Here is a 25,589-nt window from a genome sequence, read left to right on the forward strand (position 1 = left end):
CTCGTCTCCGCGCCCAAATTTCCGTGTTCCCCTTTGCGGAGTCTTGCTCTAGTGGAACGCTGTTCGCGACAGGCCTCCCCGCCTGTCGCACTTTTGTTGGAGACCATCATGCCTCACCTCAAGACCACGCGTCTCGGCAGCCGGGGCGTCCTCGCCGCGATCGGCGTCCTCGCTCTGCTGGCGATGGGCGCGGCCCCGGCGCAGGCCAAGGTCCTCGCCAAGGTCAATGGCGTCGACATCACCGACGAAGACGTGAAAATCGCGCTCGACGATCTGGGGGCGGGTCTGCCGCGGCAGCTGGAGGGCAAGGCGCGCGAGAATTATATTCTCGATTTCCTCATCGACGAGCAGCTCGTCGTGCAGAAGGCGCAGCGCGACAAGCTCGGCGAGACGCCGGATTTCGCCAAGAAGCTCGCCTATTTGCGCGACAAGGCGCTGATGGAGGCGCTGCTCGGCAAGGTCTCCAAGGACGCCACCACAGAGGCCGCCGTCAAGAAGACCTATGACGAGGCCGCCAAGAATCAGAAGCCCGAGACCGAGATCCACGCGCATCACATTCTGGTGACGACGGAGGACGAGGCCAAGGCCGCGCAAAAGCGCGTGAAGGGCGGCGAGGATTTCGGCAAGGTCGCGACCGAGCTGTCCAAGGACACGGGCGCGCAGGGCGGCGATCTCGGCTGGTTCACCAAGGACCGCATGGTGCCGGAATTCGGCGAGGCGGCCTTCAAGCTGGAGCCGGGGCAGATCTCCGATCCGGTGAAGACGCAATTCGGCTGGCATATCATCAAGCTGGACCAGAAGCGCCCGAAAGTCTTCCCGCCGCTGGACCAGGTGCGCGACCAGGTCTCCCGCTATGTGGCGCAGAAGGCCCAGTCGGACCTCATCGTCGAGCTGCGCCAGGGCGCCAAGATCGAGCGCACCGAGCCGCCGGCCGCCGAAGCCAAGCCGGGCGACAAGCCCGCCGAGGCCAAGCCCGCCGAGAAGAAGAAATAGTCATCGGACGGTTGTGACCGAAGAGTAGTGAGTGGGGACGCCCACTCACGCTCGCCACTCTATCCCCCTTCGCTCTCGCTTTTTCAGGACCTATACCGCCCCATGGCCAAGGCCGCCCCCATTTCGCCGCTCGCCCCCAAGACCTATCCCGACATTCCGCCGATCGCCGGCGTCCGCTTCGCGGTGGCGCAAGCGGGCATACGCTACGCCGGGCGCACCGACGCCATGCTCGCCCTCTTCGACGAGGGCACGCAGGTCGCCGGCGTGTTCACGCGCTCCAAATGCCCCTCGGCTCCGGTCGATTGGTGCCGGGCGCGGCTCGAGGGCGGCAAGGCGCGGGCGCTGCTCGTCAATTCCGGCAACGCCAACGCCTTTACCGGCAAGGCCGGCAAGGAGGCGACGAAGCTCTCCGCCAAGCTCGTCGCCGCAGCCGCCCGCGTGCCGGAGAAGCAGGTCTTCCTCGCCTCCACAGGCGTCATCGGCGAGCCGCTCGACGCGACGAAATTCGAGCCCGTGCTGGGCAAGCTCGTGGCCGAGGCGCGCGGCGACGCTTGGCGCGAGGCCGCTTCGGCGATCATGACCACCGACACCTATCCCAAGCTCGCGACCCGCGTCGCCAAGCTCGGCGACGTCGAGGTGCGCCTGGCGGGCGTCGCCAAGGGCGCGGGCATGATCGCGCCGGACATGGCGACCATGCTCTCCTTCGTCTTCACCGACGCGCCGATCGACGCTGAGGTTCTGCAGAACCTCTTGTCGAAATCGGTGCAGAGCTCGTTCAACGCCATCACCGTGGACAGCGACACCTCCACCTCGGACACGCTGCTGCTCTTCGCCACGGGCGCGGCGGCCGAGCGCGGCGCCCCGCATATCGAGAAGGCGAGCGATCGCCGCCTCGAGGATTTCCGCCGCGCGCTGGACGAGGTTCTGCTCGATCTCGCGCATCAGGTGGTGAAGGACGGCGAAGGCGCGCGCAAATTCGTCGAGGTGACGGTGATGGGCGCCGAGAGCGCCAAGGCGGCGAAGCGCATCGCCCTCTCCATCGCCAATTCGCCGCTGGTGAAGACGGCGGTGGCCGGCGAGGACGCCAATTGGGGCCGCGTGGTGATGGCGGTCGGCAAATCCGGCGAGGCCGCCGACCGCGACAAGCTGGCCATATGGTTCGGCGACATTCGCGTCGCCCATAAGGGCCTGCGCGACCCAGACTATGACGAGGCGGAAGTCTCGCAGATCATGAAACGCGACGAGATCGCCATCCATGTCGACATCGGCCTCGGCTCCGGCGCCGCGCGCGTGTGGACCTGCGATCTGACGAAGGAATATATCGCCATCAACGGCGACTATCGCAGCTGATCGTTTCCTTCGCGAACCTTTCCTTCTCCCGCCTGCGGGAGAAGGAGCGCGCGTGACATGGGCGCGTGACATGCGCTCGTGACCTGTTCGTCATCGCAGCGTTTCGAGAATCGGCTTCTACTCGCCTCGGCTCGGGCGGCGAGGAAGCGGACCTATGGTTTTCCCCCATGCTGTAGAAGCGGTTCTCTTCGACATGGACGGCACGCTGCTCGACACGGAGCGGCTCTATGTCGACGCCTGGATCGCCGCCGGCCGCGCCGTCGGCCATGAGATCACCGAGGCTTTCTGCCATCGCATGATCGGCAAGCCGATGCAGGATTGCGAGACGATGATGATCGAGCGCTTCGGCGCCGATTTCCCGCTCGACGCCTGCATAGAAGCCTGCGGCGCCTATGTCGCCCGCGCCTCGCGCTCCGGCGTGCCGCTGAAGGAAGGCGCGCGCGAGCTGGTCGATTATCTCACGGCGATGAATATTCCGCTCGCCATCGCCACCTCCTCGCGGCGGCCGACCGCGGAGCATCATCTGAGCCGCTGCGGGCTGCTCTCGCACTTCTCTGCGCTGGTGACGCGCGACGATGTTCAGCGCGGCAAGCCGCATCCCGAATCCTATCTGCGCGCCGCGCGCGCGCTCGGCAAGGAGCCGCGGCGTTGCCTCGCGCTCGAGGATTCGCCGACCGGCCTGCGCTCGGCCGCCGCCTCCGGCGCGATGACGATCATGGCGCCCGATGTTCTGCAGCCCTCCGCCGAGGAGCGCGCCCTCTGCCTCGCTGTCGTCGCCAGCCTGCGCGATGTGCTCGAAATGCTGCGCGCGCATGCGGACACGCAGTGGCCCCTAGGCGCCATTGCGCGATGACGCGCTTCGTTTCGGTTTTTAGACTTCATGCCGACGCGACACGCTCGCGAAGAGACGAAGATCATGCCCCCGCGCCATCCGCTTTTGGTCATCGCTCCTTTCGGCTTGTCATTATCGCTCGCCGCCTGCGCCGGCGCCTATGAGGAGGCGCGCGACTATGCCGCCGCCTCCGGCGTCGTCGTGGAGAAGAGCGTGGACTCTCCCGCCAAGAAAGCCAAAGCGAAAAAGGCCGGGAAAAAGACCGCCGGCAAGAAGAAGCCCGCCGAGAAAGCGGCGGTCGAGAAGGACGCGAAGGCTCCGCCCGCCGTCGGCGCCTGCGTCACCTATCAGTTCATGGGCGGGGCCGATTGCGAGGAGGCGATCGCCAAGCGCGATTGCTACGACAAGCGCAGCAATGTCGTCGATTGGCGCAAGGAAATGAGCTGCGCCGCGGCCTTTCTCTCGCCGCCCGAGAAGAAACCTTAAAATAGCTCGAGCCTTGCCTCGGCCGGACGAAGCGGCGACATTGGCCGCGCATTCGCCGCAACGAGGCCATTCCCCATGCGTTCCGCCGCCCTCTGCGTCGCCCTCGCGCCGCTCGCTCTCTCCGCCTGCAACAGCGCCGCGCCGGAAATGCGCTTCGATCCCGCCGAGGCCGCCTTCATCAGGCAGGAGGGCAAGGCGACGATCGAAGGTCAGGCCTTTCTGCGCGACCAGCAGGGCAAGACGAATGTGCGCTACGCCGCCGGCGAGGTGGTGCGGCTCATTCCCGCGACCGCCTATGCGCAGGCGCGCATCTCGCAATTCTACGGCAAGCGCAAATTCATCCCGGCCCTGCTCATGCCGACGCCGACGCAGGAGGCCGAATATGCGGCCTACACGCGCACGACCAAGGCGGGCGCGACCGGCCGCTTCACTTTCGACAAGGTCGCGCCGGGCCGCTATTTCGTGACGACGCAGCTCACTTGGCTTCCCAAGGGCGGCTTGATCAGCGAGGGCGGCGCGATGTACGACGAGATTGTCGTCACCGGCAAGGAGACCGATCCGATCGAGGTCGTGCTCTCCGGCAATTAAAGGGAAACGCTTTGTCTCTGCTTCTCGTGGTCGCCGCCGCGCTCGTCGATCCGCAAGGCCGCGTGCTGATCGCTCAGCGTCCGCAAGGCAAGCAGCTCGCCGGCCTGTGGGAGTTCCCCGGCGGCAAGCTCGACCCCGGCGAGCGGCCGGAGCAGGCGCTGGCGCGCGAGCTGGCCGAGGAGCTGGGCATAGAGGTGGAGACAGCCGATCTCGCGCCGCTGACCTTCGCCAGCCACGGCTATGAGACGTTTCATCTGCTGATGCCGCTCTACCTCTGCCGGCGCTGGCGCGGCGCGCCGCACGCCCGCGAGGGCCAAGCGCTCGCCTGGATGAGGCCGAGCGAGCTCGATGCGGCGCAAATGCCGCCCGCCGACGCGCCGCTGATCGCCCCGCTGGCGGCGTTGCTGGGGTGAGCGGCGCGAGTTGACTCATGCCGCGGCGCCGCCGAGCATTTTTCTTGCGCCGGCGCGCGATCCCGGTGTATAAGCGCCTCGTTCTATCTCATAACGGTCATTCTCGGATGATCGCTGCTTGAGAGTGGGGCCCGGCCGGGACCCGCTCTTTTTTGTTTGCCCCGGCCGGAAATTCTCGCAAGACAGGATGAGCCGCTTGGCAGAAACGCCCGCCGCCGGCGCCGTGGAGGCGCCCTCCCTGCTCGATGAGCCGCGCCTCTGCGGCGATACGGGCGTTGCGGCGCGCATCGCCCATATCGCCGAGCCCGTGCTGGCGCAGCTCGGCTTTCGTCTCGTGCGTGCGCGCATTCTCTCGCAGAACGGCATGGTTCTGCAGATCATGGCCGAGCGTCCCGACGGAACCATGACCATCGACGATTGCGAGGCCGCGAGCCAGGCGCTGTCGCCGGAGCTGGACGTGGAGGACGTCATCTCGGACGCCTATCGGCTGGAGCTGTCCTCCCCCGGCATAGATCGCCCGCTGGTGCGAGTCTCGGATTTTCGTCGCGCGATCGGCCATGAGGCGAAGATCGAGCTGACGCAGCCGCTCGCCTCTGGCCGCAAGCGCTTTCGGGGCAATATCGTTTCCGTCGAGGGCGACGGCCGCGACGCCGTGGTGACGCTCGAGCGCGACGACGCCCCGCCGGACGAGGACAAGATCGTGCGAATGCCGCTGCGCGATCTCGACGAGGCCAAGCTGATGCTGACCGACGCGCTGATCCGCGAGGCGCTGCGCGCCGGCAAGGCGCAGCTCGAGGACGACGGCCCGAGCGAGGAAGAGGCCGCGCCTCGAGACGACACGCGGCCCCGCCGTGGGCCGGGCCGTTTCGCCATGGCGCGCGGCAATAAGGCCAAGCCGCTGGTTCCGGCCGGCGTGCAGACGGGATTCAAGAAAAAAGGCAGCGGACCCGGCCGTCGCGGCGACGCGTAGGGCCGACGTTTTTGGGAGCAAGATATGGCCGTCAGCGCCAACAGGTTGGAAATCCTGCAGATCGCCGATGCGGTCGCGCGCGAGAAATCGATCGACCGCTCGATCGTCATCGCCTCCATGGAGGACGCGCTGCAAAAGGCCGCGCGCTCGCGCTATGGGCAGGAGACGGAGGTCCGCGCCGAGATCAATCCGAAGAGCGGCGAAGTGCGCTTCTCGCGTCTGCTGCTGGTCGTCGATCTCATCGATAATGACGCGACGCAGATTTCCATCGAGGACGCGCGCAAGCGCAATCCGGCGGCGCAGGTCGGCGATTGGATTTCCGAGACGCTGCCGCCTTTCGATTTCGGCCGCATCGCCGCGCAATCGGCGAAACAGATCATCGTGCAGAAGGTGCGCGAGGCCGAGCGCGACCGCCAATATGAAGAGTTCAAGGACCGTATCGGCGAGATCGTCAACGGCGTCGTGAAGCGCGTCGAATATGGCAATGTGATCGTCGATCTCGGCCGCGGCGAGGCGATCATTCGCCGCGACGAGATGATCCCGCGCGAGACATTCCGTCCGGGCGATCGCGTGCGCGCCTATGTCTATGACGTGCGCCGCGAGCAGCGCGGTCCGCAGATTTTCCTGTCGCGCACACATCCACAATTCATGGCCAAGCTGTTCCGCCAGGAAGTGCCGGAGATCTATGACGGCGTGATCGAGGTGAAGTCGGTGGCGCGCGATCCGGGCTCGCGCGCCAAGATCGCCGTCATCTCGCGCGATTCCTCCATCGATCCCGTCGGCGCCTGCGTCGGCATGCGCGGCTCGCGCGTGCAGGCCGTCGTCGGCGAATTGCAGGGCGAGCGCATCGACATCATCCCCTGGTCGGCGGATGCGGCGACCTTCATCGTCAATGCGCTGCAGCCGGCCGAGGTGGTGAAGGTCGTTCTCGACGAGGATTCCGCGCGCATCGAGGTGGTGGTGCCGGACGATCAGCTGTCGCTGGCCATCGGCCGCCGCGGCCAGAATGTGCGCCTCGCCTCGCAGCTCACCGGCTGGGATATCGACATTCTGACCGAGGCCGAGGAATCGGAGCGCCGTCAGCGCGAGTTCGTCGAGCGCACCAAAGTGTTCATGAACGCCATCGACGTCGATGAGGTCGTCGGCCGCCTGCTCGCTTCGGAAGGCTTTCAATCGGTCGAGGAGCTGGCCTTCGTCGATCTCGGCGAGCTGGCGACGATCGAAGGCTTCGACGAGGACACCGCCGCCGAGATTCAAAATCGCGCCCGCAATTATCTCGAGCGGGTCGAGGCGGAGAACGAGGCGCGTCGCGTCGAGCTCGGCGTGCTCGACGAGCTGAAGGAGCTCGAGGGCGTCACCACGGCGATGCTGGTCAAGCTCGGCGAGAATGACGTGAAGTCGATCGAGGATCTCGCCGGCTGCGTGCCGGACGATCTCGTCGGCTGGACCGAGAAGAAGGATGGCGAGACGGTCAAGCAGACCGGCTTCCTCGACGGGATCGACATTTCCCGCGAGGAGGCGGAGGCGCTGATCATGGATGCGCGCGTGCGCGCAGGCTGGATCGAGGCCCCGGAGCCCGAGGCGGAAGCCGAGGAGACCGAGGCCGCAGAACCGGCGGAAGCGCAGCAGACCGAGACGCAGTGACGAAACGAGACGGCGAGCGAATGAGAGAGGCGGAGGCGAGCGAACGGACCTGCATCGTCACCCGCCGGCGCGACGCGCCGGAGGGGATGATCCGCTTCGTGCGCGCGCCGGACGGCGTTCTCACGCCGGACATCAGATCGCGTCTGCCCGGCCGCGGCGCCTGGGTGACGGCGCGCGCCGATGTCGTGGCCGAAGCATTGAAGAAGCGCGCCTTCGCCCGCCAATTGAAGGCCGAGGTCTCGGCCTCGCCCTCGCTCCCCGCGGAGGTCGACCGGCTGCTGGAGGCCGATTGCCTGCAATCGCTGGCGATGGCCAATAAGGCGGGCGCGGTGGTCGCCGGCTTCGGCAAGGTGTGCGAGGCGCTGGAGAAAGGCGCTGTCGCCGCTGTGCTGGAGGCGCGCGACGGCTCGGCGGATGGACGACGCAAGCTCGCTCAGGCGGCGCGGCGCGCGGCCACGGCGCGCGGATGCGGCGAGAGGGTCACAGAGACGATCTCTCTGTTCGATTCTCTTCAATTGGATTTGGCTTTGGGCCGCACAAATGTGATACATGCAGCCCTCGCGCCGGGCGGACCGACGCAAGCCTTTTTGGCGCGCTGCCGCCGCCTCGCCGCCTATAGAGGCGAGAGCGCATCCGGCGACGCGCAGACTCTGAACAGCGAGCGGACCGACGAGATCGGCCCGCTGAAAGACGCAACCGAACAGGCGCAGCCCGAGGATCGGAAACTGGATGAGTGAGACCGAGACCGAGAACAGCGGCGACAAGACGCTGACCGTCACGCCGTCGAAGACGTTGCATTTGAAGCAGCGTCCGACCGAGCATGGCGGAATGGTGCGCCAGAGCTTCTCCCACGGCCGCTCCAAGGTGGTCGTGGTCGAGAAGGTGAAGCGTCGCGCGCCCGGACACGTCGAGACCAAGCCGGCCGCTCCGGCGACGGCGGCGCCCGCCGCGCCTGCGGCCCCCGTGGCCCCGCCGCCGCCGGCGCCGACAGCTCCTGTCGCCGCCGCGCCGCCGCCTCCGGCGAGAGCCGAGACCTCGCGCCCGCAGCCCGCGCCCAAGCGCGGCTCCGGCATGGTGCTGCGCGCGCTGACCGATGATGAGCGCGAGGCCCGCGCCCGCGCCCTGGTCGACGCCCGCACCCGCGAGGAGGAAGACCGTCGCCGCGCCGTGGCGGAAGCCAAGGCGCGCGCCGAGCGCGAGGAGCGCGAGCGCGAGGAGCGCGCCGCCGCCGAAGCCCGCAAGCGCGAGGAAGAAGAGCGCCTCGCCCGCGACGCCGAGTCGAAGCGCCGTTCCGAGGAAGAGGCGCGCCGTCGCCTCGCCGGGGGCGGCGCTCCCGAGCCGCATGCTGCGACGCCCGCCGCCGCGCGCCCGGCCCAGCCGCGCCCGGCTCCGACCGCCGGCGGAGAGGCGCCCCGTCCCGCCGCGACTGCGACGGAAGACGCCGAGAAGCGCGTCGTGCGTCGTCCCGTCGGCGTCATCGCCGTCAAGGCGCCGCCGGCGCCGCCCCGTCCGACGCCCTCGCGCGGCGGCGCGCAGAAAGACCGCGGCCGCCTCACCGTCTCCACCGCGACGTCCGAGCAGGAAGAGCGCACGCGCTCCGTCGCCTCCTTCCGCCGTCGCACGCAGCGCCTCAAATCCTTCGGCCAGGCCGAGCAGAAGGAGAAGATCGCCCGCGAGGTCATCCTCCCGGAGACGATCACCATTCAGGAGCTCGCCAACCGCATGTCGGAGCGCGGCGTCGACGTTATTCGCCTGCTGATGAAGCAGGGCGCGCTGCACAAGATCACCGACGTCATCGACGCCGATACGGCGCAGCTGGTCGCCGAGGAGCTCGGCCATGCGGTCAAGCGCGTCGCCGAATCCGATGTCGAGGAGGGCCTGTTCGACGAGCCCGACGCCGAGGGCGAGCTCGAGTCGCGGCCGCCGGTCGTCACCATCATGGGCCATGTCGACCACGGCAAGACGTCGCTGCTCGACGCGATCCGCCACGCCAATGTCGTGGCCGGCGAGGCGGGCGGCATCACGCAGCATATCGGCGCCTATCAGGTGAAGGCCCCCAATGGCGCGCCGATCACCTTCATCGACACCCCCGGCCACGCGGCCTTCACCGCCATGCGCGCCCGCGGCGCCAAGGTCACGGACATTGTGATCCTGGTGGTGGCGGCGGATGACGGCGTGATGCCGCAGACGATCGAGGCGATCCACCACGCCAAGGCGGCGGAGGTTCCGATCATCGTCGCGATCAACAAGATCGACAAGCCCGACGCCAAGCCCGAGCGCGTGCGCACCGAGCTGCTGCAGCACGAGGTGCAGACGGAGACCTTCGGCGGCGACACGCTCGAGGTGGAGGTCTCCGCCAAGGAGAAGCTCAATCTCGACAAGCTGCTCGACGCCATCACCCTGCAGTCGGAAGTGCTCGACCTCAAGGCCAATCCCGAGCGCTCCGCCGAGGGCACGGTGATCGAGGCGCGGCTCGACAAGGGCCGTGGTCCGGTCGCCACGGTGCTGGTGCAGCGCGGCACGCTAGAGGTCGGCGACATCATCGTCGCCGGCTCGCAATGGGGCCGCGTGCGCGCGCTGCTCGACGACAAGGGCGTCGTGGTGCAGACCGCCGGCCCGTCCTTCCCGGTCGAGATCCTCGGCTTCTCCGGCACGCCGGAAGCCGGCGACCGCGTCGCCGTTGTGGAGACGGAAGCCCGCGCGCGAGAGATCACCGAATATCGCGAGCGTCAGCGTCGCGACAAGCTGGCTGCGCGCGGCGGCGGCGCCCGCACCTCGCTCACCGATATGATGAGCCAGCTGAAGACCGCCGGCCGCAAGGAGTTCCCGCTCGTCATCAAGGGCGACGTGCAGGGCTCGGTGGAAGCGATCGTCGCGGCGCTCGACAAGCTCGGCACCGACGAGGTCGGCGCGCGCGTCGTCCATGCGGGCGTCGGCGGCATCTCCGAATCCGACATCGCCCTCGCCGAAGCGTCCAACGCCGTCGTCATCGGCTTCAACGTGCGCGCCCATAAGGAAGCGCGCGAGGCCTCCGAGCGCGGCGGCATTGAAATCCGCTACTACAACATCATCTACAATCTCGTGGATGATGTGAAGGCGGCGATGTCCGGCCTGCTCGCGCCCACACTGCGCGAGACCATGCTGGGCAATGCGCAGATTCTCGAAGTGTTCGACATTTCCAAGGTCGGCAAGGTGGCGGGTTGCCGCGTGACCGACGGCTCGGTGGAGCGCGGCGCCAATGTGCGTCTCATCCGCGACAATGTCGTCGTCCACGAGGGCAAGCTGTCGACGCTCAAGCGCTTCAAGGACGAGGTCAAGGAAGTGCAGGCCGGACAGGAGTGCGGCATGGCTTTCGAGAACTATCAGGACATGCGCGCCGGCGACGTCATCGAGTGCTATCGCGTCGAGGAGATCAAGCGGACGCTGTGATCGGCGTCCGCTCGACCGTCCATCAAGGATTTTGACGATGCTCCAGCCTCGGGAACGGGAAGGGAAGCGGCGAGACGCTCTCCGTTCGGCCATGCGTTTCGTGCGCGTTCGCGAAGCGACCGGGATGGTCCGGTCAGCTCATGTCGCCGCGAGCGCGTCGGCCACGACCGAACTCTCGTCCTCGATAGAATCGCTTTGTCGAGAAACGCCGAAGGAAGCATTCGATTTTGCCGTAGATGTTCTGACGAACACGGCGCAGATGATGTCGACGCTCGTCGACGAGAGCGGCGTCTGTGTGAGCGAAATCGAATCGAAAGGCGAACGCCTCGATAGGTTGAACGAAGAGAACAAGCGGCGTCTCGCCGAGCTGATACTCGGGTGACCATGACGGAAGCGCCTCCAGCTCATCAGCCTCCTGGACCCCTCGGTGAGGAAAAGTGGTCTACGCCATCGTGGAGAAAGATCGCCGAGTTCGTCACAGGCGTGTTTCAGCTGCAACGTTCTGTGGAGCAGCTGAAAAGAGACAATGAGCGTCTTCGCGAGGAAGTCAGCCGATTGCAGAGAATCGTGGACGATCATACGGGTCAGTTGAAGGTCATGATGACCTTGATGGAAACGGCCGTGAACGAACGCGCGGTTCGCGCCGGAGAGAAGGCCGCCCTTCGTCTCGTCGAACAAATGCTGATGTTGCGAGAAAACGACAAGACTCGCGAAGACTGAGCAAAAAACCATGTCCAGAGCCCATCACGCCCATGGGGCGGAGCCGTCGCAGCGCATGTTGCGCGTCGCCGAGCTCGTCCGCCATCAGATCGCTTCGATGCTTTCGCGCGGGGATATCGCAGATCCCGTGCTCGAGCAGCATGTCGTCACCGTCTCGCGCGTGACGATGAGCCCGGATTTGAAGCTCGCCACCGTCTATGTCATGCCGCTCGGCGGCAAGGACGAGCCGGAGGTGCTGCGCGCTTTCGACCGCCATAAAAAATATTTGCGCGGCGAGATCGCCCATAGCGTCAATCTCAAATTCGCCCCGGAGGTGCGTTTCCGCATCGACGATAGTTTCGACAATGTCGCGCGCATCGACGCGCTGCTGAACTCCGAGCGCGTGCGCCGCGATCTCGAGCAGCCCACAGACGAAGAGAACGGCGCCCAGCAATGAACGGAAGAAAATCGACCCGCGCCGTCGTCGACGGCTGGGTGGTGCTCGACAAGCCCGTCGGCATGACCTCGACGCACGCTGTCTCGCGCTTGAAGCGGATCTATAATGGCAAGAAGGCCGGACACGCCGGCACGCTGGACCCGCTCGCCTCCGGCATATTGCCGGTCGCCTTCGGCGAGGCGACCAAGACCGTGCCTTTCGTCCAGGACGGCGAGAAGGCTTATTCCTTCACCGTACGCTGGGGCGTCGAGACCGACACGGACGACGCCGACGGCAAATCCGTGCGCGAGAGCGAGGAGCGGCCGACGATCACGCAGATCGAGGCGCTGCTGCCGCGTTTTCTCGGGGATATTTTGCAAGTGCCGCCGCAATATTCCGCCATCAAGATCGCCGGCGAGCGCGCCTATGATCTCGCGCGCGATGGCGAGACGGTGGAGCTGAAGCCGCGCCCCGTCACCATCCATCGCCTCTCCATCGTCGATGCGACGGCGGAGGAAACGAGGCTGGTCATGGAGTGCGGCAAGGGCGCCTATGTGCGCTCCATCGCGCGCGATCTCGGACGGCTGCTCGGCTGCTTCGGCCATGTGACCGCGCTGCGTCGCACGCGCGTCGGGCCTTTCCTCGAGGAGGACAGCTACACGCTGGACGAGATCGAGGGCGGCGAGGCGGCCAATGCGCTTCTCTCGGTCGAGGCGGGCCTCACCGAGCTGCCCTGCGTCGTCGTCGATCGCGACGCTGCGGCGCGGCTGCGGCGGGGCGGCTCGCTGATCCTGCGCGGCCGCGACGCGCCTGCGGGCGGCGTCGTCTATGCGGCCTGCGGCGGCGTGCCCGTCGCTTTCGGCGAGGTGGTGGAAGGCGCGCTGGAGCCCTCGCGCGTGTTCAACCTGCCGTTCTGACGCGAGGTTGATCTTCGCGGGGGAACGGGTTTCTATTCGGGGAGAGGCCCCCTCCCCATCCCTCCCCCGCTTTGCGGGAGAGGAGCAGGTTCGGGGACGTCAGGACATTGCGAGCCGACCGCCCCTCATGACGCCCCCCGTCCCCAAAATCCTCGTCTTCGACTCCGGGCTCGGCGGCCTCACCGTCTTCACCGAGGTCGCGAAGCTGCGTCCCCATGCGGCGCTGCTCTATTGCGCCGATGACGCCGGCTTCCCCTATGGTCCGCTCTCCGAGACGGCGCTGGTCGCGCGCGTCATGGAGGTGATGGAACGGCTGATCGCCGAGCTGGCGCCCGATCTCGTCGTCATCGCCTGCAACACCGCCTCCACTCTCGCGCTACCGCATCTGCGGGCGCGCTGGCCGCAGCTTCCCTTCGTCGGCACAGTGCCGGCGATAAAGCCCGCCGCCGAGCGTTCGCGCTCGCGTCTCGTCTCCGTGCTGGCGACGCCCGGCACTGTGGCGCGCGATTACACCCGCGCGCTCATCGCCAGCTTCGCGGAAGATTGCGCGGTGACGCTGATCGGCTCGACGCGCCTCGCCCCGCTCGCCGAGGATTTTATGCGCGGCGCCGCTGTTTCAGAGGAGGCCATCGCTCGCGAGATCGCGCCCTGCTTCGTCACGCGCGACGAGGCGCGGACGGATGTCGTCGCGCTCGCCTGCACGCATTATCCGCTGCTGCTGGATTTTTTCCGGCGCCTCGCGCCCTGGCCGGTCGAGTGGATCGACCCCGCCCCCGCCATAGCGCGCCAGGCCGATCGGCTGCTGGCGGAGCGCTTCGGCCCCGACCGCGCAACGACGGCGCCCGCGCCCCGCGCAATCTTCACCAGCGGGGCGCGCCCGGAGCCGGCGCTGGCCGCGGCGCTGACGCGAATGGGTTTTTCTCGAGACGATTTGCCCCAATGATCGTGCGCGACGGATGAGGGTCCGCCGCGGTCGCCAGAGCCCTCATCCGACCCGGCTACGCCGGGCCACCTTCTCCCGCAGAGCGGGAGAAGGAATGCGCCCTTCCGACCGAAAACCGTCTCGCCCCCGTTTTTCCTTGATTATGTCCGCGGCTCTTGCTGTAACGCGCCGCACAATAATTCTCGAACTCCAAGAGGTGAGCGAAATGGCAGACTGGCCCGTCCATGCGAAGATCTCCGGCCCGATCGTTCTGATCGGCTTCGGCTCCATCGGACGTGGCATCTTGCCGCTCATCGAACGCCATTTCGACTATGACAAGAGCCGTTTCACCGTCATCGATCCTGTCGATACGCATCGCGAGTTGCTGGATATTCGCGGCATCGCGTTCCAGAAGGTCGCGCTGACCAAGGACAATTATCGCGAGGTGCTCACCCCTCTGCTCACCAAGGGCGAGGGACAGGGCTTCGTCGTCAATCTGTCGGTCGACACCTCCTCGCTCGACATTATGAAGCTCGCCCGCGAGCTCGGCTGCCTCTATGTCGACACGGTGGTGGAGCCCTGGACCGGCTTTTATTTCGACTCCAGCCTCGGCAACGAGGCGCGCACGAACTATGCGCTGCGCGAGACCGTGCTGGAGGAGCGTCGACGCAATCCGGGCGGGCCGACCGCCGTCTCCTGCTGCGGCGCCAATCCGGGCATGGTGTCCTGGTTCGTGAAGCAGGCGCTGCTCAACATCGCCGCCGACACCGGCCTGAAGATCGAAGAGCCCAAGAGCCGCGCCGATTGGGGCGCGCTGGCGCAAAAGCTCGGCGTCAAGGGCATTCATATCGCCGAGCGCGACACGCAGCGCGCCACGACCCCCAAGCCGCGCGACGTCTTCGTCAACACCTGGTCGGTGGAAGGCTTCGTCTCCGAGGGTCAGCAGCCGGCCGAGCTGGGCTGGGGCACGCATGAGAAGTCGCTGCCGGACATCGCAGGGACGCATTCCTCCGGCTGCGGCGCGGCGATCTATCTGAAGTCGCCGGGCGCCAACACGCGCGTGCGCAGCTGGACGCCGACGCCGGGACCGCAATTCGGCTTCCTCGTCACCCATAACGAGTCGATCTCGATCGCCGATTTCCTCACGGTGCGCGACGATTCCGGCAAGGTGGTCTATCGGCCGACCTGCCATTACGCCTATCACCCGGCCGACGACGCCGTTCTGTCGCTGCACGAGATGTTCGGCCGCGCCGGCAAGATGCAGGCGAGCTGGAAGATTCTCGACGAGAACGAGATCGTCGACGGCATAGACGAGCTCGGCGTGCTGCTCTACGGCCACGCCAAGAACGCCTATTGGTACGGCTCCCGCCTCTCCATCGAGGAGACGCGCGAGCTCGCGCCCTATCAGAACGCCACCGGCCTGCAGGTCAGCTCGGCCGCGCTGGCCGGCATGGTGTGGGCGCTGGAAAACCCCACCGCCGGCATTGTCGAGGCCGACGAGGTGGATTTCCGCCGCTGCCTCGAGGTGCAGACGCCCTATCTCGGCCCGGTCGAGGGGGTCTACACGGATTGGACGCCGCTCGACGGCCGTCCGGGTCTCTTCCCGGAGGATATCGACGAGAGCGACCCCTGGCAGTTCAAGAATATTCTCGTTCGGTGACGAAACCCGGTCCTTCTCCCGCTCGCGGGAGAAGGCGATCGCTTTCGGGCGGAGAGCTTTTCAGCGCGCCTGTCGCAAATTTGCGACAGGCGCGCGCATTTACGGCGCCGAGCGCCGCGAGCCGCCGCAATCTGCGCTGTGGTCGGTGATACAAATCGCATTGCTATGCTGCAGCCACGCCGGGGCGAAGGAACGCCTTCGAGACAGCGCCGGTCGGTCTCCAGCCTCTCCGAAGGAGACAGCGATGCTCACGTCGAAATCGACCCTCGTCCTGGCCATGGCGATCATCTGCTCGGTCGCGCAGGCGCAAACAAAACGCTCAGAAGATTTGCCGCCGCGACCGGTCGTCTCGAAGAACGCCGAGACCGGCTCGGGACCAGACCGCGAACGGCAGAGATATAATTTCTCGGGCACGGTCGGGCGGCTCGGCCTCGGCGCCGACCCCACGCGGCCGGAAGGCCCCGGCAACATTTCCAACTAGAGTCTTTGTTTTGACGCGTTTCCAACGCCGAACCGGCGCCCACTTCGGCTGGAAACGCTCTAGTGTCATTCCGGTGCAAACACGCGAAGCGGCTCCCACTTCGCTCGAAGACACTCGCGGCTTCAAGCCGCCGGTATGAGCGCCGGCGGCAGGCCTGCGGATCGACGATTCCACATGGATTGATAGAGGCCTTCGAGATCCCGCGTATAGGCGGGAACATCGAAGAGCGCGGCGCTCGCCCGATTATCCGAGAGCTTCGCCTTGATCTTCGCGAGGCCAGCGGGATCGGTCGCCAGCCGATAAGCGAGATCGAAATAATCGTCGAGATCGGCGGCGATCAGCTCAGTCAGCCCGACCGCGCGCAGCAGGCTGCCGGCGACGCGCGAGGGAAAGGTCGAGCCGCTGCAAGTGACGATCGGCACGCCGGCCCAGAGCGCGTCGCTCGCCGTGGTGTGGGCGTTGTAGGGCGCCGTGTCGAGCACGAGATCGGCGAGCTGAATCCGCGCGAGATGCTCGCCTTGGGCCATATCCGGCGCGAAGACGAGACGCGCCCCGTTCACGCCGCGGTTCCACGCCTCATTGCGCAGATTGCCTTCCGCCATAGGCGCGCCGAGCAGCCATAGGACGCTCTGCGGCACGGCGTCGAGCAGCCGGCACCAGACGTCGAAAATCTCCGGCGTGAATTTATAGGCCTGATTGAAGCAGCAGAAGACGACGCCCTGCTCCGGCAGGCCCATGCCGGCGCGCGCGGGCTTTCGGCCGATCGGTCCGGCGCGGCCATGCGGCTGATAGCTGTTCGGCATATAGGCGAAGGATTCGGAATAATCGCCGGCGGAGGCGAGCGGCGTCACATAATCGTCGGTGACGATGTAGTCGCAGATATCCTCGCCGAGCGTGCCGGGATAGCCGAGATAATTCACCTGCACGGGCGCCGGGCGCAGCATCAGAATGCCGCTGCGCGCATTGGCGGTGAAGCCTTTGAGATCGATGAGAATGTCCACCTCGTCGCGATGGATCGCGCGGGCGGCGTCGCCATCGGAGAGCGCCTCTATGTCGACGAAAGAGTCGAAAGCGCCTATGAGCCGGCGGCGCATGGTCTTGCCGTCATCGGCCCCGTAGGAATAGGCGTTCACGCAAAAGCGCTCGCGATCATGCGCCTCCAACGTCTCGATCAGCAGCAGCGCCGTCGCATGATCGTGGAAATCATTGGAGAGATAGCCGAGCTTGATCTTTCGTCCATCCGCGGCGCGAAAGCGAAAATCGAGCGCGAGCCGCGCCGCGACCGCGGCGGCGCGCCGATCGCGCGTCCACAGCTCAGAGCAGCGCCGCTGATCGGCCGCATCGACGCCCGGCTGCGAGAGAAAGAGAAAAGGCGGCAGCGCGCCGGAGCCGTCGGCCGCGAGAAGATCGTCGAGCGCTTTGGCGTCGCCTGCGAAGTCATCCCAAGCGCACATGCTGCGGCTGCGTCCGAGCGATCGCATCGCCGTCTCCCAGGTCGAAGTTCCTTCGCCTGGGCATGAAGGCGCGTGTCGCCTTCCGGATCAGACATCGGACCGAAGCAATCGCCGCGCCATTTCTCGGCGCTCTGGGGCATAAGCGGAGCCGCATGGCGACTGCTCTGCTTTTATTTTATGAAAGCTCGTTCCGAGGCGCGCTTTCGACATAGGGGCGTCGAAATGGATGAAGTTCTGAGGACTCAAAGGCTTCTGCAGGAGGAAGCCGACCAGATCGTCGATCTCCTCGATCTGGACGTTTTGCTGAGCCGCGTCGGCAAACCGATCCGGGTCGGCAGTTCCGCTCTCGGCCTGATGGTTCGGCGAGACATCGACATCACTGTGGTTTGCGAAAGCCTGTCCGGCGAGGCGCGCGAGGCCTTCATTCGCGCTGGAGCCGAACTCATGTCGATGGATCGCTATGTGGTTTCCGTCCGCTTCAGAAACGACAGCGGCGCGTGGAACGCCGATCCGGCGAGCTATCCGGACGGTCTGTATCTCGGAGTGTCGGCGCGCGTCGGCGAGGGAATCGACTGGACTCTCGATATTTGGGCGGTGGGTCGGCCCGAACGGCAGCCAGACCTGCGCCACTTGCAGACGCTCCCGCCGCGTCTCGACGACGACCGCCGGAAGACGATACTGATCATCAAGCAGGCGTTGGCGGCGACGAAATCCGGATCGTCGGAAAACAGGATTCCGAGCGCATATGTCTATGAGGCCGTCGTCGAGGACGGCGTCGGCGAGGTGAAGCAGTTCGCAGAATGGCTCGCTGATAAGAAGGCGATCACATCCCTCTCGTCCGCTGTTCTCTGAGCCTTCGCGCGTCCGGCGCTTCAGCGGCAGAGTCGAGCGCCGGCCGCCCCGCGAAACTACTGGTATACGGCCTCGAGCTTGTGTCCGTCGATGTCGATCACGAATGCGGCATAGTAGCTCGGGCCATAGCGCGGCCGCGGACCGGGCGCTCCGTCATCCTGCGCGCCGCGCGCGAGCGCCGCCGCGTGAAAAGCCCGAACGGCCTCGGGAGTCGGCGCGGCGAAAGCCAGATGAAAGCCCGCGTCGACGCCTATGTCGGACGCCGAGCGCTGCTTCAGAGCGAAAGGCTCGCGCCCGTCCGGCGTCCCATAGCCGACAGATCTGGGTCCGGTGTAGAGCCGCCGATAGCCGAGCACGGCGAGAACCGCGTCATAGAATTCTATCGCCTGCCCGAGATCGGACACTCCGATCGATAGATGACTGATCATCATCGTTCGATCGGCCGGCCCTTCTCAAATCCCCGCGCCGTCGCCGAGCGTCTCCTCGGCCGCGGTCGAGAAAATCCGCACATTATTCAGCGACAGCGGCACGCTGCTGCCGAGCGTCGCTCCGGCGCGATCATCCGTGTCGACCTCGACCGTCTGGTCATAGCCGGGGATGGAGATCGACGCGCGCAAGCCCGCAGCCGTGCGGCGCACCGCCTCGACCCGGCCCTCGAGCGCGCCGATCTGACCGCCATGCAGAGCGATGTCGGCGGGACGGAAATAGACGCGCGCCGGTCCATTGCGCAGGTTTTCCGAGGAGACGTGCAGTTCCTTGCCCTGGAAGATCACCTTGCCGTCGGCGACCTGCACCGGAAGCGCCAGCGCCTCGCCGACGAAGGAGAGCACGAAGGGCGAAGCCGGCCGATCATAGAGCTCGTCCGGCGTGCCGATCTGCTCGATATGGCCCTTGTCCAGCACCACCACGCGATCGGCGAGCTCCATCGCCTCATCCTGGTCGTGCGTCACAAAGACCGTGGTGAGTCCGGTCTGCCGATGCACGTCGCGCAGCCAGCGGCGCAGATCCTTGCGCACGCGCGCATCGAGAGCGCCGAAGGGCTCGTCCAGCAGGAGCACGCGCGGCTCGATGGCGAGGGCGCGCGCGAGCGCCACACGCTGGCGCTGGCCGCCGGAGAGCTGCGCCGGATAGCGTCCGCCGAGCCCGTCGAGCTGCACGAATTCCAGCAGCTCGGCCGCGCGCGCGGCGATCTCGGCGCGGGACGGACGCGAGCGGCGCGGGCGAACCTTCAGCCCATAGGCGATGTTGTCGGCGACAGTCAGATGCTTGAACAGCGCGTAATTCTGGAACACGAAGCCGACGCGCCGCTCCTGCACCGACAAAGTGGTCGCGTCCTCCGAATCGAAGAGAATGCGGCCGCGATCGGGGCTGGACAGGCCGGCGATGGCGCGCAGCAGCGTGGTCTTGCCGGAGCCCGACGGTCCCAGCAGCGCGACCAGCTCGCCGCGCGCGATCGTCAGATTGACGTCGCGCAAAGCGGGATAGTCGCCGAAATCCTTCTCGACGCGCTCGATCTTGATTTCCACGCCATGGGGGCGCGGCGCCGCCTCAGTGACGTCGGCGGCTAGCGATTTGGCCGGCGTAGCGCCATTCGAGGAGCGTCTTGATTCCAAGAGTGACGAGAGCCAGCCCAGCCAGGAGGGAGGCGAGGGCGAACGCCGAGACGATGTTATACTCATTATAGAGGATCTCCACCTGGAGAGGTATCGTGTTGGTCAGGCCGCGAATATGGCCCGAGACGACCGAAACCGCGCCGAACTCGCCCATGGCGCGGGCGTTTGCGAGGAGCACGCCATAGAGCAGGCCCCATTTGATGTTGGGCAATGTCACTGTGAGAAAAGTGCGGAAGCCGCTCGCCCCGAGCGTCAGCGCCGCCTCCTCCTCCACCGTTCCCTGCTCCTGCATCAGCGGGATCAGTTCCCGCGCGACGAAGGGGAAGGTGACGAAAATTGTCGCGAGAACAATGCCGGGGATGGCGAAGACGACCTGAATTCCATAGGCCGCAAATGTGGGGCCGAGCAGCCCCTGCGAGCCGAAGACCAGCACATAGACGAGGCCGGACACCACCGGGGAGACGGAAAAGGGCAGATCGATGAGCGTGATGAGCACGCTCTTGCCCGGAAACGAGAATTTGGAGATCGCCCAGGCCGCGCAAACGCCGAAGAGCGCATTGAGCGGCACCACGATCGCCGCGACGATGAGCGTGAGGCGGATCGCTGCGCGGGCGTCCGGCTCCTCGAAAGTGGCGAAGAACGCGCCGGCCCCCTTGGCGACCGCCTCGGTGAAGACGACGGCGAGCGGAAGCAGAAGGAAGAGGCCGAGAAAGGCCACGGCGACGCCGATCAGCACATAGCGCGTGAGCGGCGTCTCCTCCGTCACGCTGCGCGGCGGCGCGACCGCAATGGCCGGCGCGAGCGCCGTGGACGGGATCGCGTCAGACATGACCGAACCTCTTCTGACTCCAGGCCTGGATCAGATTGATCGCGAGCAGCACGGAAAAAGAGATGGCGAGCATGATGGTCGCGATGCCCGTCGCGCCCGCGTAATCGAACTGCTCGAGCTTGACGATGATCAGCAAGGGCGCGATTTCCGAGATATAGGCGAGATTGCCGGCGATGAAGATCACCGAGCCATATTCGCCGACGCTACGCGCAAACGCCAGCGCGAAGCCGGTGAGCAGCGCCGGCAGGATCGGCGGCAGCAGCACGCGCCACACTGTCTGCGCACGGCTCGCGCCGAGCGTCGCCGACGCCTCCTCGAGCTCTGCGTCGATTTCGGCCAGGAGCGGCTGCACCGTGCGCACGACGAAGGGCAGGCCGACGAACACCAGCGCAACCAGAATGCCCCAGCGCGTGAAGGCGATCTTTATGTCGTAATCGGCGAGCGGCTCGCCGAGCCAGCCATTGGGCGCATAGAGCGCCGCGAGCGCAATGCCGGCGACCGCCGTGGGGAGGGCGAAAGGTAGATCGACGATGGCGTCGAGAAAGCGCCGGCCTGGAAATTCATAGCGCGTCAGCACCCAGGCGGCGACGAGGCCAAAGACGACATCGATCGCGGCGGCGGCAAAGGAGATGAAGAAGCTGGTGCGCAGCGCCGCGGCGACGCGCGGCTCGACCGCTATTCCATAGAGGCCTGAAAGACCGAGCGAGGAGGCGCGGAAAATCAGCAGTGAAAGAGGAAACAGGACGATGAGGCTCAGATAAAAGATGGTGAAGCCGAAGGTCGCCCGAAATCCCGGAATAACGCTCGGAGCGGTGAAGCTCCGAGCCTTCTTGTTCGCGACGGGCGCAGCGGCGCTCATGAGAATTCCTTGCGCCTTTACTGCTTTTGAATATCGTCGAAGACGCCGCCATCGGCGAAATGTGTCTTCTGCGCTTTGGTCCAGCCGCCGAAGACCTGATCGACGGTGAAGAGCTCGAGCTTGGGAAGACGCTTCAGATCTTCCTTGGCCGCGAATTCGGGATGCGCGGGACGATAGTAATTCTTGGCGATGATCGCCTGCGCGGCCGGCGTGTAGAGGAAGTTGACAAAGGCCTCGGCGGCCTTGCGCGTCCCCTTGGCGTCGACATTGCCATCGACGACCGCGACCGGCGGCTCGGCGAGAATCGAGCTGGAGGGAACGACGATCTCGAACTTGTCCTTGCCGAATTCCTCGAAGGCGAGGAAGGCCTCGTTCTCCCAGGCGATCAGCACATCACCGAGACCACGCTGGGCGAAAGTGATCGTCGAGCCACGCGCGCCCGTGTCGAGCACCGGGGCGTTCTTATAGATCGCCTTGACGAATTCCTTGGTCTTCGCCTCGTCGCCGCCGAACTTTTTCAGCGCATAGCCCCAGGCGCCGAGATAGTTCCAGCGCGCGCCGCCGGAGGTCTTCGGATTGGGGGTGATGACCGCGACGCCGGGCTTGGCGAGATCGTCCCAATTTTTGATCTTCTTCGGATTGCCCTTGCGCACCAGGAAGACGATCGTCGATGTGTAGGGCGAGGCGTTGTTCGGCAGCTTCTTCTGCCAATCGGGCGCGATCTTTCCGGTCTTGCTCGCGATCGCGTCTATGTCGGCGGCGAGCGCCAGGGTCACGACATCGGCCGCGAGACCGTCGATCACCGCGCGCGCCTGGGCGCCCGAACCTGCATGAGAGGCCTGAAGCTCGATCGTATCGCCGGTCTTCGCCTTCCAATCGGCGGCGAAGGCGGGATTGATCGCCTTATAGAGCTCACGGGTGGGATCATAGGAGACATTGAGCAGCGAGGTCGCCGCCTGCGCCGTCGCATCGACGAAAAACGACACGCTCGCGGCGAGCGCGACCACCGCGCCAAAGCGGCGCCGCGAAATTGAAACGCTCCTCATACGGGTCTCCTTCTATGGTCTATAAATTCACTCATGTAATGGACTAATATATTTTGATGATGCTGTAAACCGTGTCTTCGACGCGCGGAACGCCGAATTCATACTTTTTCAGCGCAAAAGGCGTCGCGCGAGTCGATCAGCGCCGGGATCCCGCAGGCTTCGAGCGGCTGGAGACGAACAGAAACGCGGCGAGCAAGCCGGCGACGGCGATCAGATAATAGGGGCTGATTTCGAAGCGGCGCTTGCCCACGGAAAAGGGAAAGCGCGCTGTCCAATGCTCGCCGGCCGCGCCGTCGATGGTGACGACGCCGATGAAATCGCCCGGCTGGGCGAAGACATGCGCGAAAGAAAACGTCCCCTTGGGATAGATCTGCGGAGGCAGCGAGGCGACAGTCGCCGTCTCCATGCTCGACGCGTTCTCGCTGTTCTCGCTCGGCAGCAAGATGCGAAAGCCCGCCTTCATTTCGCGAAGCTCGGGGGCCGCATAGTCGAAGACGAAGATCGTTTCTCCCGATTGGGGAGCATCCTCGCAGAATTTTTTCTGCTGCGCCGCGCCGGGCTGGTAGCCCGCGAAATAGATGATCTCGGGGCCGATCTTCAGCACGCAGCTGTCTTTGTCGGGAAGGAGATCGCCGCGCGCCAGCGCCGAATGGGCGGCGCTCATCGCGACGAGAGCGGCCGGCAAGAGCAATTGCGCGATACGACGACGCGACATGCGCTTCCCCCGATGAGCGCAGAGTTTCAGATTGCACTTAATCCGCTATCGCACACCCTGCAAGGCGCCGCGCGAAGAAGAAAAACATCGCTCCGCAAAAAGAAACCGGCCGGGCGCGAGGCCCGGCCGGCGGTATTTTCAGGCTTCAGAGAGCTCGATCAGGGCATGTCGCCGGCGACGAACTTCGGAATGACCGGGCCGCCGATTTCGGTGGCGTAGCGCTTGCCCGACGGGCCGAAGAAGAACAGCAGACCGCCGATCTGGCTGTCCGTGTCATAGGCGAGGTCGGAGAGACGCTCGATGTCCCAACGCGCGTCCTGCACCTTGATCTCGATCGTCTTCGTCTCACCCGGCGCGATCGGCGTCGGATCCGTCGACAGACCACGGTCCGCCAGCAGATAGTCGGGGAACTCCGGCTTCGTCGTGAACACGTCGGGGTTCAGGAAGCGGAGACCCGCCGCCGTATACTCGCCGAGCTTCAGCGGCTCGTCCGTCTTGTTCGTGATCTTCACCTGAACCGTCAGCTCGCGGCCCGGCACCTTGTAGACGCCGCCCTTGAGATCCGCCGTCACGACCTTCGTGCCGACGCCCACAGTGCCTTCCTCGGTGATCGGCGTCAGCGGCTTCTGCAAGCCGGCCTGAAGCGGGATCGTGCGCGGGAAGGTGCTGTTGGTGACAGCGTAGCCGATGATCGTCGCCAGGATCGTCACCGCCAGAACGATAGCGCCGACGCGACGGTCGTCGTCACCGATCTGCTCGTCTTCCTTGCCTTCGCTGACGCGCAGGTAGGAAGCGATGATGCCCTTCTTGAAGAACCAGTAGAGGATCCAGGCCGCAGCCGCGATCATCCACGGGAAGTGCCAAGCGTAGATGCGGTCGATGCCGTAGGTCTCGAGGTCCACGGTCGTGCCGTCCAGCAGCGTGACCGGGTCCTTGAAGTCGGCCATGTCGCCCTTGATCTCGATCCACTGGCCGGGTCCGATGATCGGGCCGCCGCCTTCGACGTTGATCTGCGCATGGACGTGCCAGCGGCCGGCGCGGCGCGCCTTCAGCTCGATCGAGAAGGCGTAATCCTTGCCGACCTCGAGCGAAACCGAACGCGGAGCGAACTGCTCGCCGATGAACTGAGCCGTGCGAACCAGAACCGGGCCGGGCTCGCCGGCGTTCAGGAACGACGACTTCGGGTTCGCCACGGCCTGCGGCCAAGCCGAGAACACGTGCACCTTGCCCGAAAGCACCAGCGACTCGTTGACGTTCAGCGAGGTCTTCGACCACTTCACGTCATACCAGTTCAGCGTGCGCATGCGCAGAAACGCCTGCTGCGACTTCTCGCCGTGCGCCGACGCCGGAGCGACGGAGCCCATCGTCGCGGCGACCGCAGCCGCCATGCCCAGGCCGAAGAGCCGAGCGACGCGTCCCGTCGCCAGCACGGCCATTCTCTCCAACAGTTTCATGGAACAACCTCCCAAGTTTCTCTTCGCGGACCGGCCCGTCGGGCCGATCGTCCGCTGTCGTCCTTGCCGGAGCGGCTCTCCCGGACTCTCTTCTAAGGAGCCCTTCGCAGCCGCCCCTCCTCGCGTGAGGGATCGCGATCCGTCGCCTTGCGGCCGATCAGATCTTGGTGATCACCTTCGTGGTGGAGTACCACTTGCCGACGAACCACCACAGGAAGTACACGAGCATCGACACGAAGCCCGAGAAGAACGCGGCCACCGGCACGACGTCCTTACCGAAGGTGCGCAGCGTGCCGCGCTCGACCATGCGGATGTATTCCGGCATCGAGGTGCGGACGAAGTGGAGGCCGATCAGATCAGCCAGAGACATCAGCTGACCATGCTGCTCCGTCGCCTGATGGAAGGCGGCGATCGCCGGCCAGTTGTTCGGGTAGAACAGCAGACCCCAGCCCAGGGCGCCGACCACAGCCGTGATCACATAGGAGCCCGACAGCAGCAGGATGATGTCCAGCCACAGGGCCGGAACGACCAGAGCCGACGGGAACACCAGGCTGATCGGGAAGTAGGTCCAGCCCCAGAAGTTCACATAGCGGTTGATCCACTCGCCGATGAGCAGACCCAGAACCGCGAAGGTCGCGCCGAACGGGAGACGGAAGTTCTCCCACAGGAACGCCTGAGCGGCGGCCGCGAAGGTCACGCCCAGGATCGGGATGACCGTCGGCCACATACGACGGTCTTTCCAGTCGACCCAGAAGTCCCAGTCGCCCGCCGTCAGCATGAAGTGAATATGATAGCCGCCCAGCACTGCCAGAAACAGCAGCGTCAGAATCAGCCAATCGGAGGTCTTAACGCATCCCGCCGCTTCCGCGACAGAATGGAAAGGCCCGATAGCCCCCCCGCTCTTCGATGTAGACATCACTCTTCTCCTTGGTGTCTGTCCGCCCGGC

At 65.7% G+C, this 25,589-nt stretch carries 27 protein-coding genes; 18 read left to right on the forward strand and 9 right to left on the reverse strand.

Going from position 1 to position 25,589, the window contains the following annotated elements; translation table 11 throughout:
• The first annotated feature begins 108 nt into the window (after window positions 1-108).
• The 17 genes from K369_RS15520 to K369_RS15600 all read left to right on the forward strand — a co-directional run bounded on the left by K369_RS15520 (window position 109) and on the right by K369_RS15600 (window position 15,820).
• Window positions 109-993 carry a peptidylprolyl isomerase gene (locus K369_RS15520; protein ID WP_036295443.1) on the forward strand — a complete coding sequence of 295 codons (885 nt, stop codon included), beginning with the start codon at window positions 109-111 and terminating at the stop codon, window positions 991-993.
• A 102-nt stretch (window positions 994-1,095) separates the two neighbouring features.
• Window positions 1,096-2,343, forward strand: a complete 1,248-nt coding sequence (gene argJ / locus K369_RS15525) for a bifunctional glutamate N-acetyltransferase/amino-acid acetyltransferase ArgJ (RefSeq protein WP_036292352.1) — start codon at window positions 1,096-1,098, stop codon at window positions 2,341-2,343.
• A 154-nt stretch (window positions 2,344-2,497) separates the two neighbouring features.
• On the forward strand, window positions 2,498-3,196 hold the full coding sequence (locus tag K369_RS15530) for an HAD family phosphatase (protein ID WP_036292353.1): 699 nt from the start codon (window positions 2,498-2,500) through the stop codon (window positions 3,194-3,196).
• 63 nt (window positions 3,197-3,259) lie between these two features.
• Window positions 3,260-3,661: a hypothetical protein gene (locus K369_RS15535; RefSeq protein ID WP_156967944.1), complete on the forward strand. Its 402-nt coding sequence runs from the start codon at window positions 3,260-3,262 to the stop codon at window positions 3,659-3,661.
• Window positions 3,662-3,736: 75 nt separating this feature from the next.
• Entirely contained in the window at window positions 3,737-4,249 is a 513-nt protein-coding gene (locus tag K369_RS15540) for a lipoprotein (protein ID WP_036292355.1), read from the forward strand.
• Between the two features lie 11 nt (window positions 4,250-4,260).
• Complete coding sequence (mutT, locus tag K369_RS15545) at window positions 4,261-4,662, forward strand: 8-oxo-dGTP diphosphatase MutT (RefSeq protein WP_036292356.1); 402 nt, start codon at window positions 4,261-4,263, stop codon at window positions 4,660-4,662.
• A gap of 187 nt (window positions 4,663-4,849) precedes the next feature.
• Entirely contained in the window at window positions 4,850-5,632 is a 783-nt protein-coding gene (rimP, locus tag K369_RS15550; protein ID WP_036292357.1) for a ribosome maturation factor RimP, read from the forward strand.
• A gap of 24 nt (window positions 5,633-5,656) precedes the next feature.
• Window positions 5,657-7,276, forward strand: coding sequence for a transcription termination factor NusA (nusA, locus tag K369_RS15555; protein ID WP_036292358.1), 1,620 nt, complete (start codon window positions 5,657-5,659; stop codon window positions 7,274-7,276).
• Window positions 7,277-7,296: 20 nt separating this feature from the next.
• Window positions 7,297-8,013: an RNA-binding protein gene (locus K369_RS15560; protein ID WP_036292359.1), complete on the forward strand. Its 717-nt coding sequence runs from the start codon at window positions 7,297-7,299 to the stop codon at window positions 8,011-8,013.
• On the forward strand, window positions 8,006-10,705 hold the full coding sequence (infB, locus tag K369_RS15565) for a translation initiation factor IF-2 (protein WP_036292361.1): 2,700 nt from the start codon (window positions 8,006-8,008) through the stop codon (window positions 10,703-10,705). The genes K369_RS15560 and infB overlap by 8 nt, the downstream gene beginning before the upstream one ends.
• A gap of 91 nt (window positions 10,706-10,796) precedes the next feature.
• Complete coding sequence (locus K369_RS15570) at window positions 10,797-11,087, forward strand: hypothetical protein (protein ID WP_036292363.1); 291 nt, start codon at window positions 10,797-10,799, stop codon at window positions 11,085-11,087.
• Window positions 11,088-11,089: 2 nt separating this feature from the next.
• On the forward strand, window positions 11,090-11,425 hold the full coding sequence (locus tag K369_RS15575; RefSeq protein WP_036292364.1) for a hypothetical protein: 336 nt from the start codon (window positions 11,090-11,092) through the stop codon (window positions 11,423-11,425).
• Between the two features lie 10 nt (window positions 11,426-11,435).
• Complete coding sequence (gene rbfA / locus K369_RS15580; RefSeq protein ID WP_026191473.1) at window positions 11,436-11,861, forward strand: 30S ribosome-binding factor RbfA; 426 nt, start codon at window positions 11,436-11,438, stop codon at window positions 11,859-11,861.
• Window positions 11,858-12,757: a tRNA pseudouridine(55) synthase TruB gene (gene truB, locus K369_RS15585; protein ID WP_036292365.1), complete on the forward strand. Its 900-nt coding sequence runs from the start codon at window positions 11,858-11,860 to the stop codon at window positions 12,755-12,757. Before rbfA ends, truB begins: the two co-directional genes overlap by 4 nt.
• Window positions 12,758-12,884: 127 nt before the next feature.
• Entirely contained in the window at window positions 12,885-13,700 is an 816-nt protein-coding gene (gene murI / locus K369_RS15590) for a glutamate racemase (protein ID WP_156967946.1), read from the forward strand.
• Window positions 13,701-13,905: 205 nt separating this feature from the next.
• On the forward strand, window positions 13,906-15,339 hold the full coding sequence (locus K369_RS15595) for a homospermidine synthase (protein WP_036292366.1): 1,434 nt from the start codon (window positions 13,906-13,908) through the stop codon (window positions 15,337-15,339).
• A 244-nt stretch (window positions 15,340-15,583) separates the two neighbouring features.
• On the forward strand, window positions 15,584-15,820 hold the full coding sequence (locus K369_RS15600) for a hypothetical protein (RefSeq protein WP_036292367.1): 237 nt from the start codon (window positions 15,584-15,586) through the stop codon (window positions 15,818-15,820).
• Between the two features lie 122 nt (window positions 15,821-15,942).
• Here the strand turns inward: K369_RS15600 and K369_RS15605 are convergent, their stop codons facing one another.
• Window positions 15,943-17,301 (reverse strand): UDP-N-acetylglucosamine-peptide N-acetylglucosaminyltransferase, encoded by a 1,359-nt coding sequence (locus tag K369_RS15605; protein ID WP_245278216.1) that lies wholly within the window; start codon window positions 17,299-17,301, stop codon window positions 15,943-15,945.
• Window positions 17,302-17,496: 195 nt separating this feature from the next.
• On the opposite strand from K369_RS15605, the gene K369_RS15610 reads away from it, so the two are divergent.
• A complete protein-coding gene (locus K369_RS15610) occupies window positions 17,497-18,126 on the forward strand; it encodes a hypothetical protein (RefSeq protein ID WP_036295451.1) in 630 nt (209 codons plus the stop codon).
• A gap of 56 nt (window positions 18,127-18,182) precedes the next feature.
• On the opposite strand, the gene K369_RS15615 is transcribed toward K369_RS15610, so the two are convergent.
• The 8 genes from K369_RS15615 to amoA all read right to left on the reverse strand — a co-directional run bounded on the left by K369_RS15615 (window position 18,183) and on the right by amoA (window position 25,558).
• The gene (locus tag K369_RS15615; protein WP_371033317.1) at window positions 18,183-18,557 is read right to left on the reverse strand and encodes a VOC family protein; all 375 of its coding nucleotides are present in this window, start codon (window positions 18,555-18,557) and stop codon (window positions 18,183-18,185) included.
• Window positions 18,558-18,578: 21 nt separating this feature from the next.
• Window positions 18,579-19,652 carry a sulfate/molybdate ABC transporter ATP-binding protein gene (locus K369_RS15620; protein WP_036292369.1) on the reverse strand — a complete coding sequence of 358 codons (1,074 nt, stop codon included), beginning with the start codon at window positions 19,650-19,652 and terminating at the stop codon, window positions 18,579-18,581.
• 22 nt (window positions 19,653-19,674) lie between these two features.
• A complete protein-coding gene (cysW, locus tag K369_RS15625) occupies window positions 19,675-20,568 on the reverse strand; it encodes a sulfate ABC transporter permease subunit CysW (RefSeq protein WP_036292371.1) in 894 nt (297 codons plus the stop codon).
• Complete coding sequence (gene cysT / locus K369_RS15630; protein ID WP_036292372.1) at window positions 20,561-21,427, reverse strand: sulfate ABC transporter permease subunit CysT; 867 nt, start codon at window positions 21,425-21,427, stop codon at window positions 20,561-20,563. Before cysT ends, cysW begins: the two co-directional genes overlap by 8 nt.
• A 17-nt stretch (window positions 21,428-21,444) precedes the next feature.
• Entirely contained in the window at window positions 21,445-22,473 is a 1,029-nt protein-coding gene (locus K369_RS15635; protein WP_036292373.1) for a sulfate ABC transporter substrate-binding protein, read from the reverse strand.
• Between the two features lie 136 nt (window positions 22,474-22,609).
• Window positions 22,610-23,188 carry a hypothetical protein gene (locus tag K369_RS15640; RefSeq protein WP_036292374.1) on the reverse strand — a complete coding sequence of 193 codons (579 nt, stop codon included), beginning with the start codon at window positions 23,186-23,188 and terminating at the stop codon, window positions 22,610-22,612.
• Between the two features lie 158 nt (window positions 23,189-23,346).
• Entirely contained in the window at window positions 23,347-24,642 is a 1,296-nt protein-coding gene (gene amoB, locus K369_RS15645; RefSeq protein ID WP_036290909.1) for a bacterial ammonia monooxygenase, subunit AmoB, read from the reverse strand.
• Between the two features lie 157 nt (window positions 24,643-24,799).
• Window positions 24,800-25,558, reverse strand: coding sequence for a bacterial ammonia monooxygenase, subunit AmoA (gene amoA, locus K369_RS15650; RefSeq protein WP_018265152.1), 759 nt, complete (start codon window positions 25,556-25,558; stop codon window positions 24,800-24,802).
• Window positions 25,559-25,589: the final 31 nt, after the last annotated feature.

Source organism: Methylosinus sp. PW1 (assembly GCF_000745215.1).
Classification (GTDB): Bacteria; Pseudomonadota; Alphaproteobacteria; order Rhizobiales; family Beijerinckiaceae; genus Methylosinus.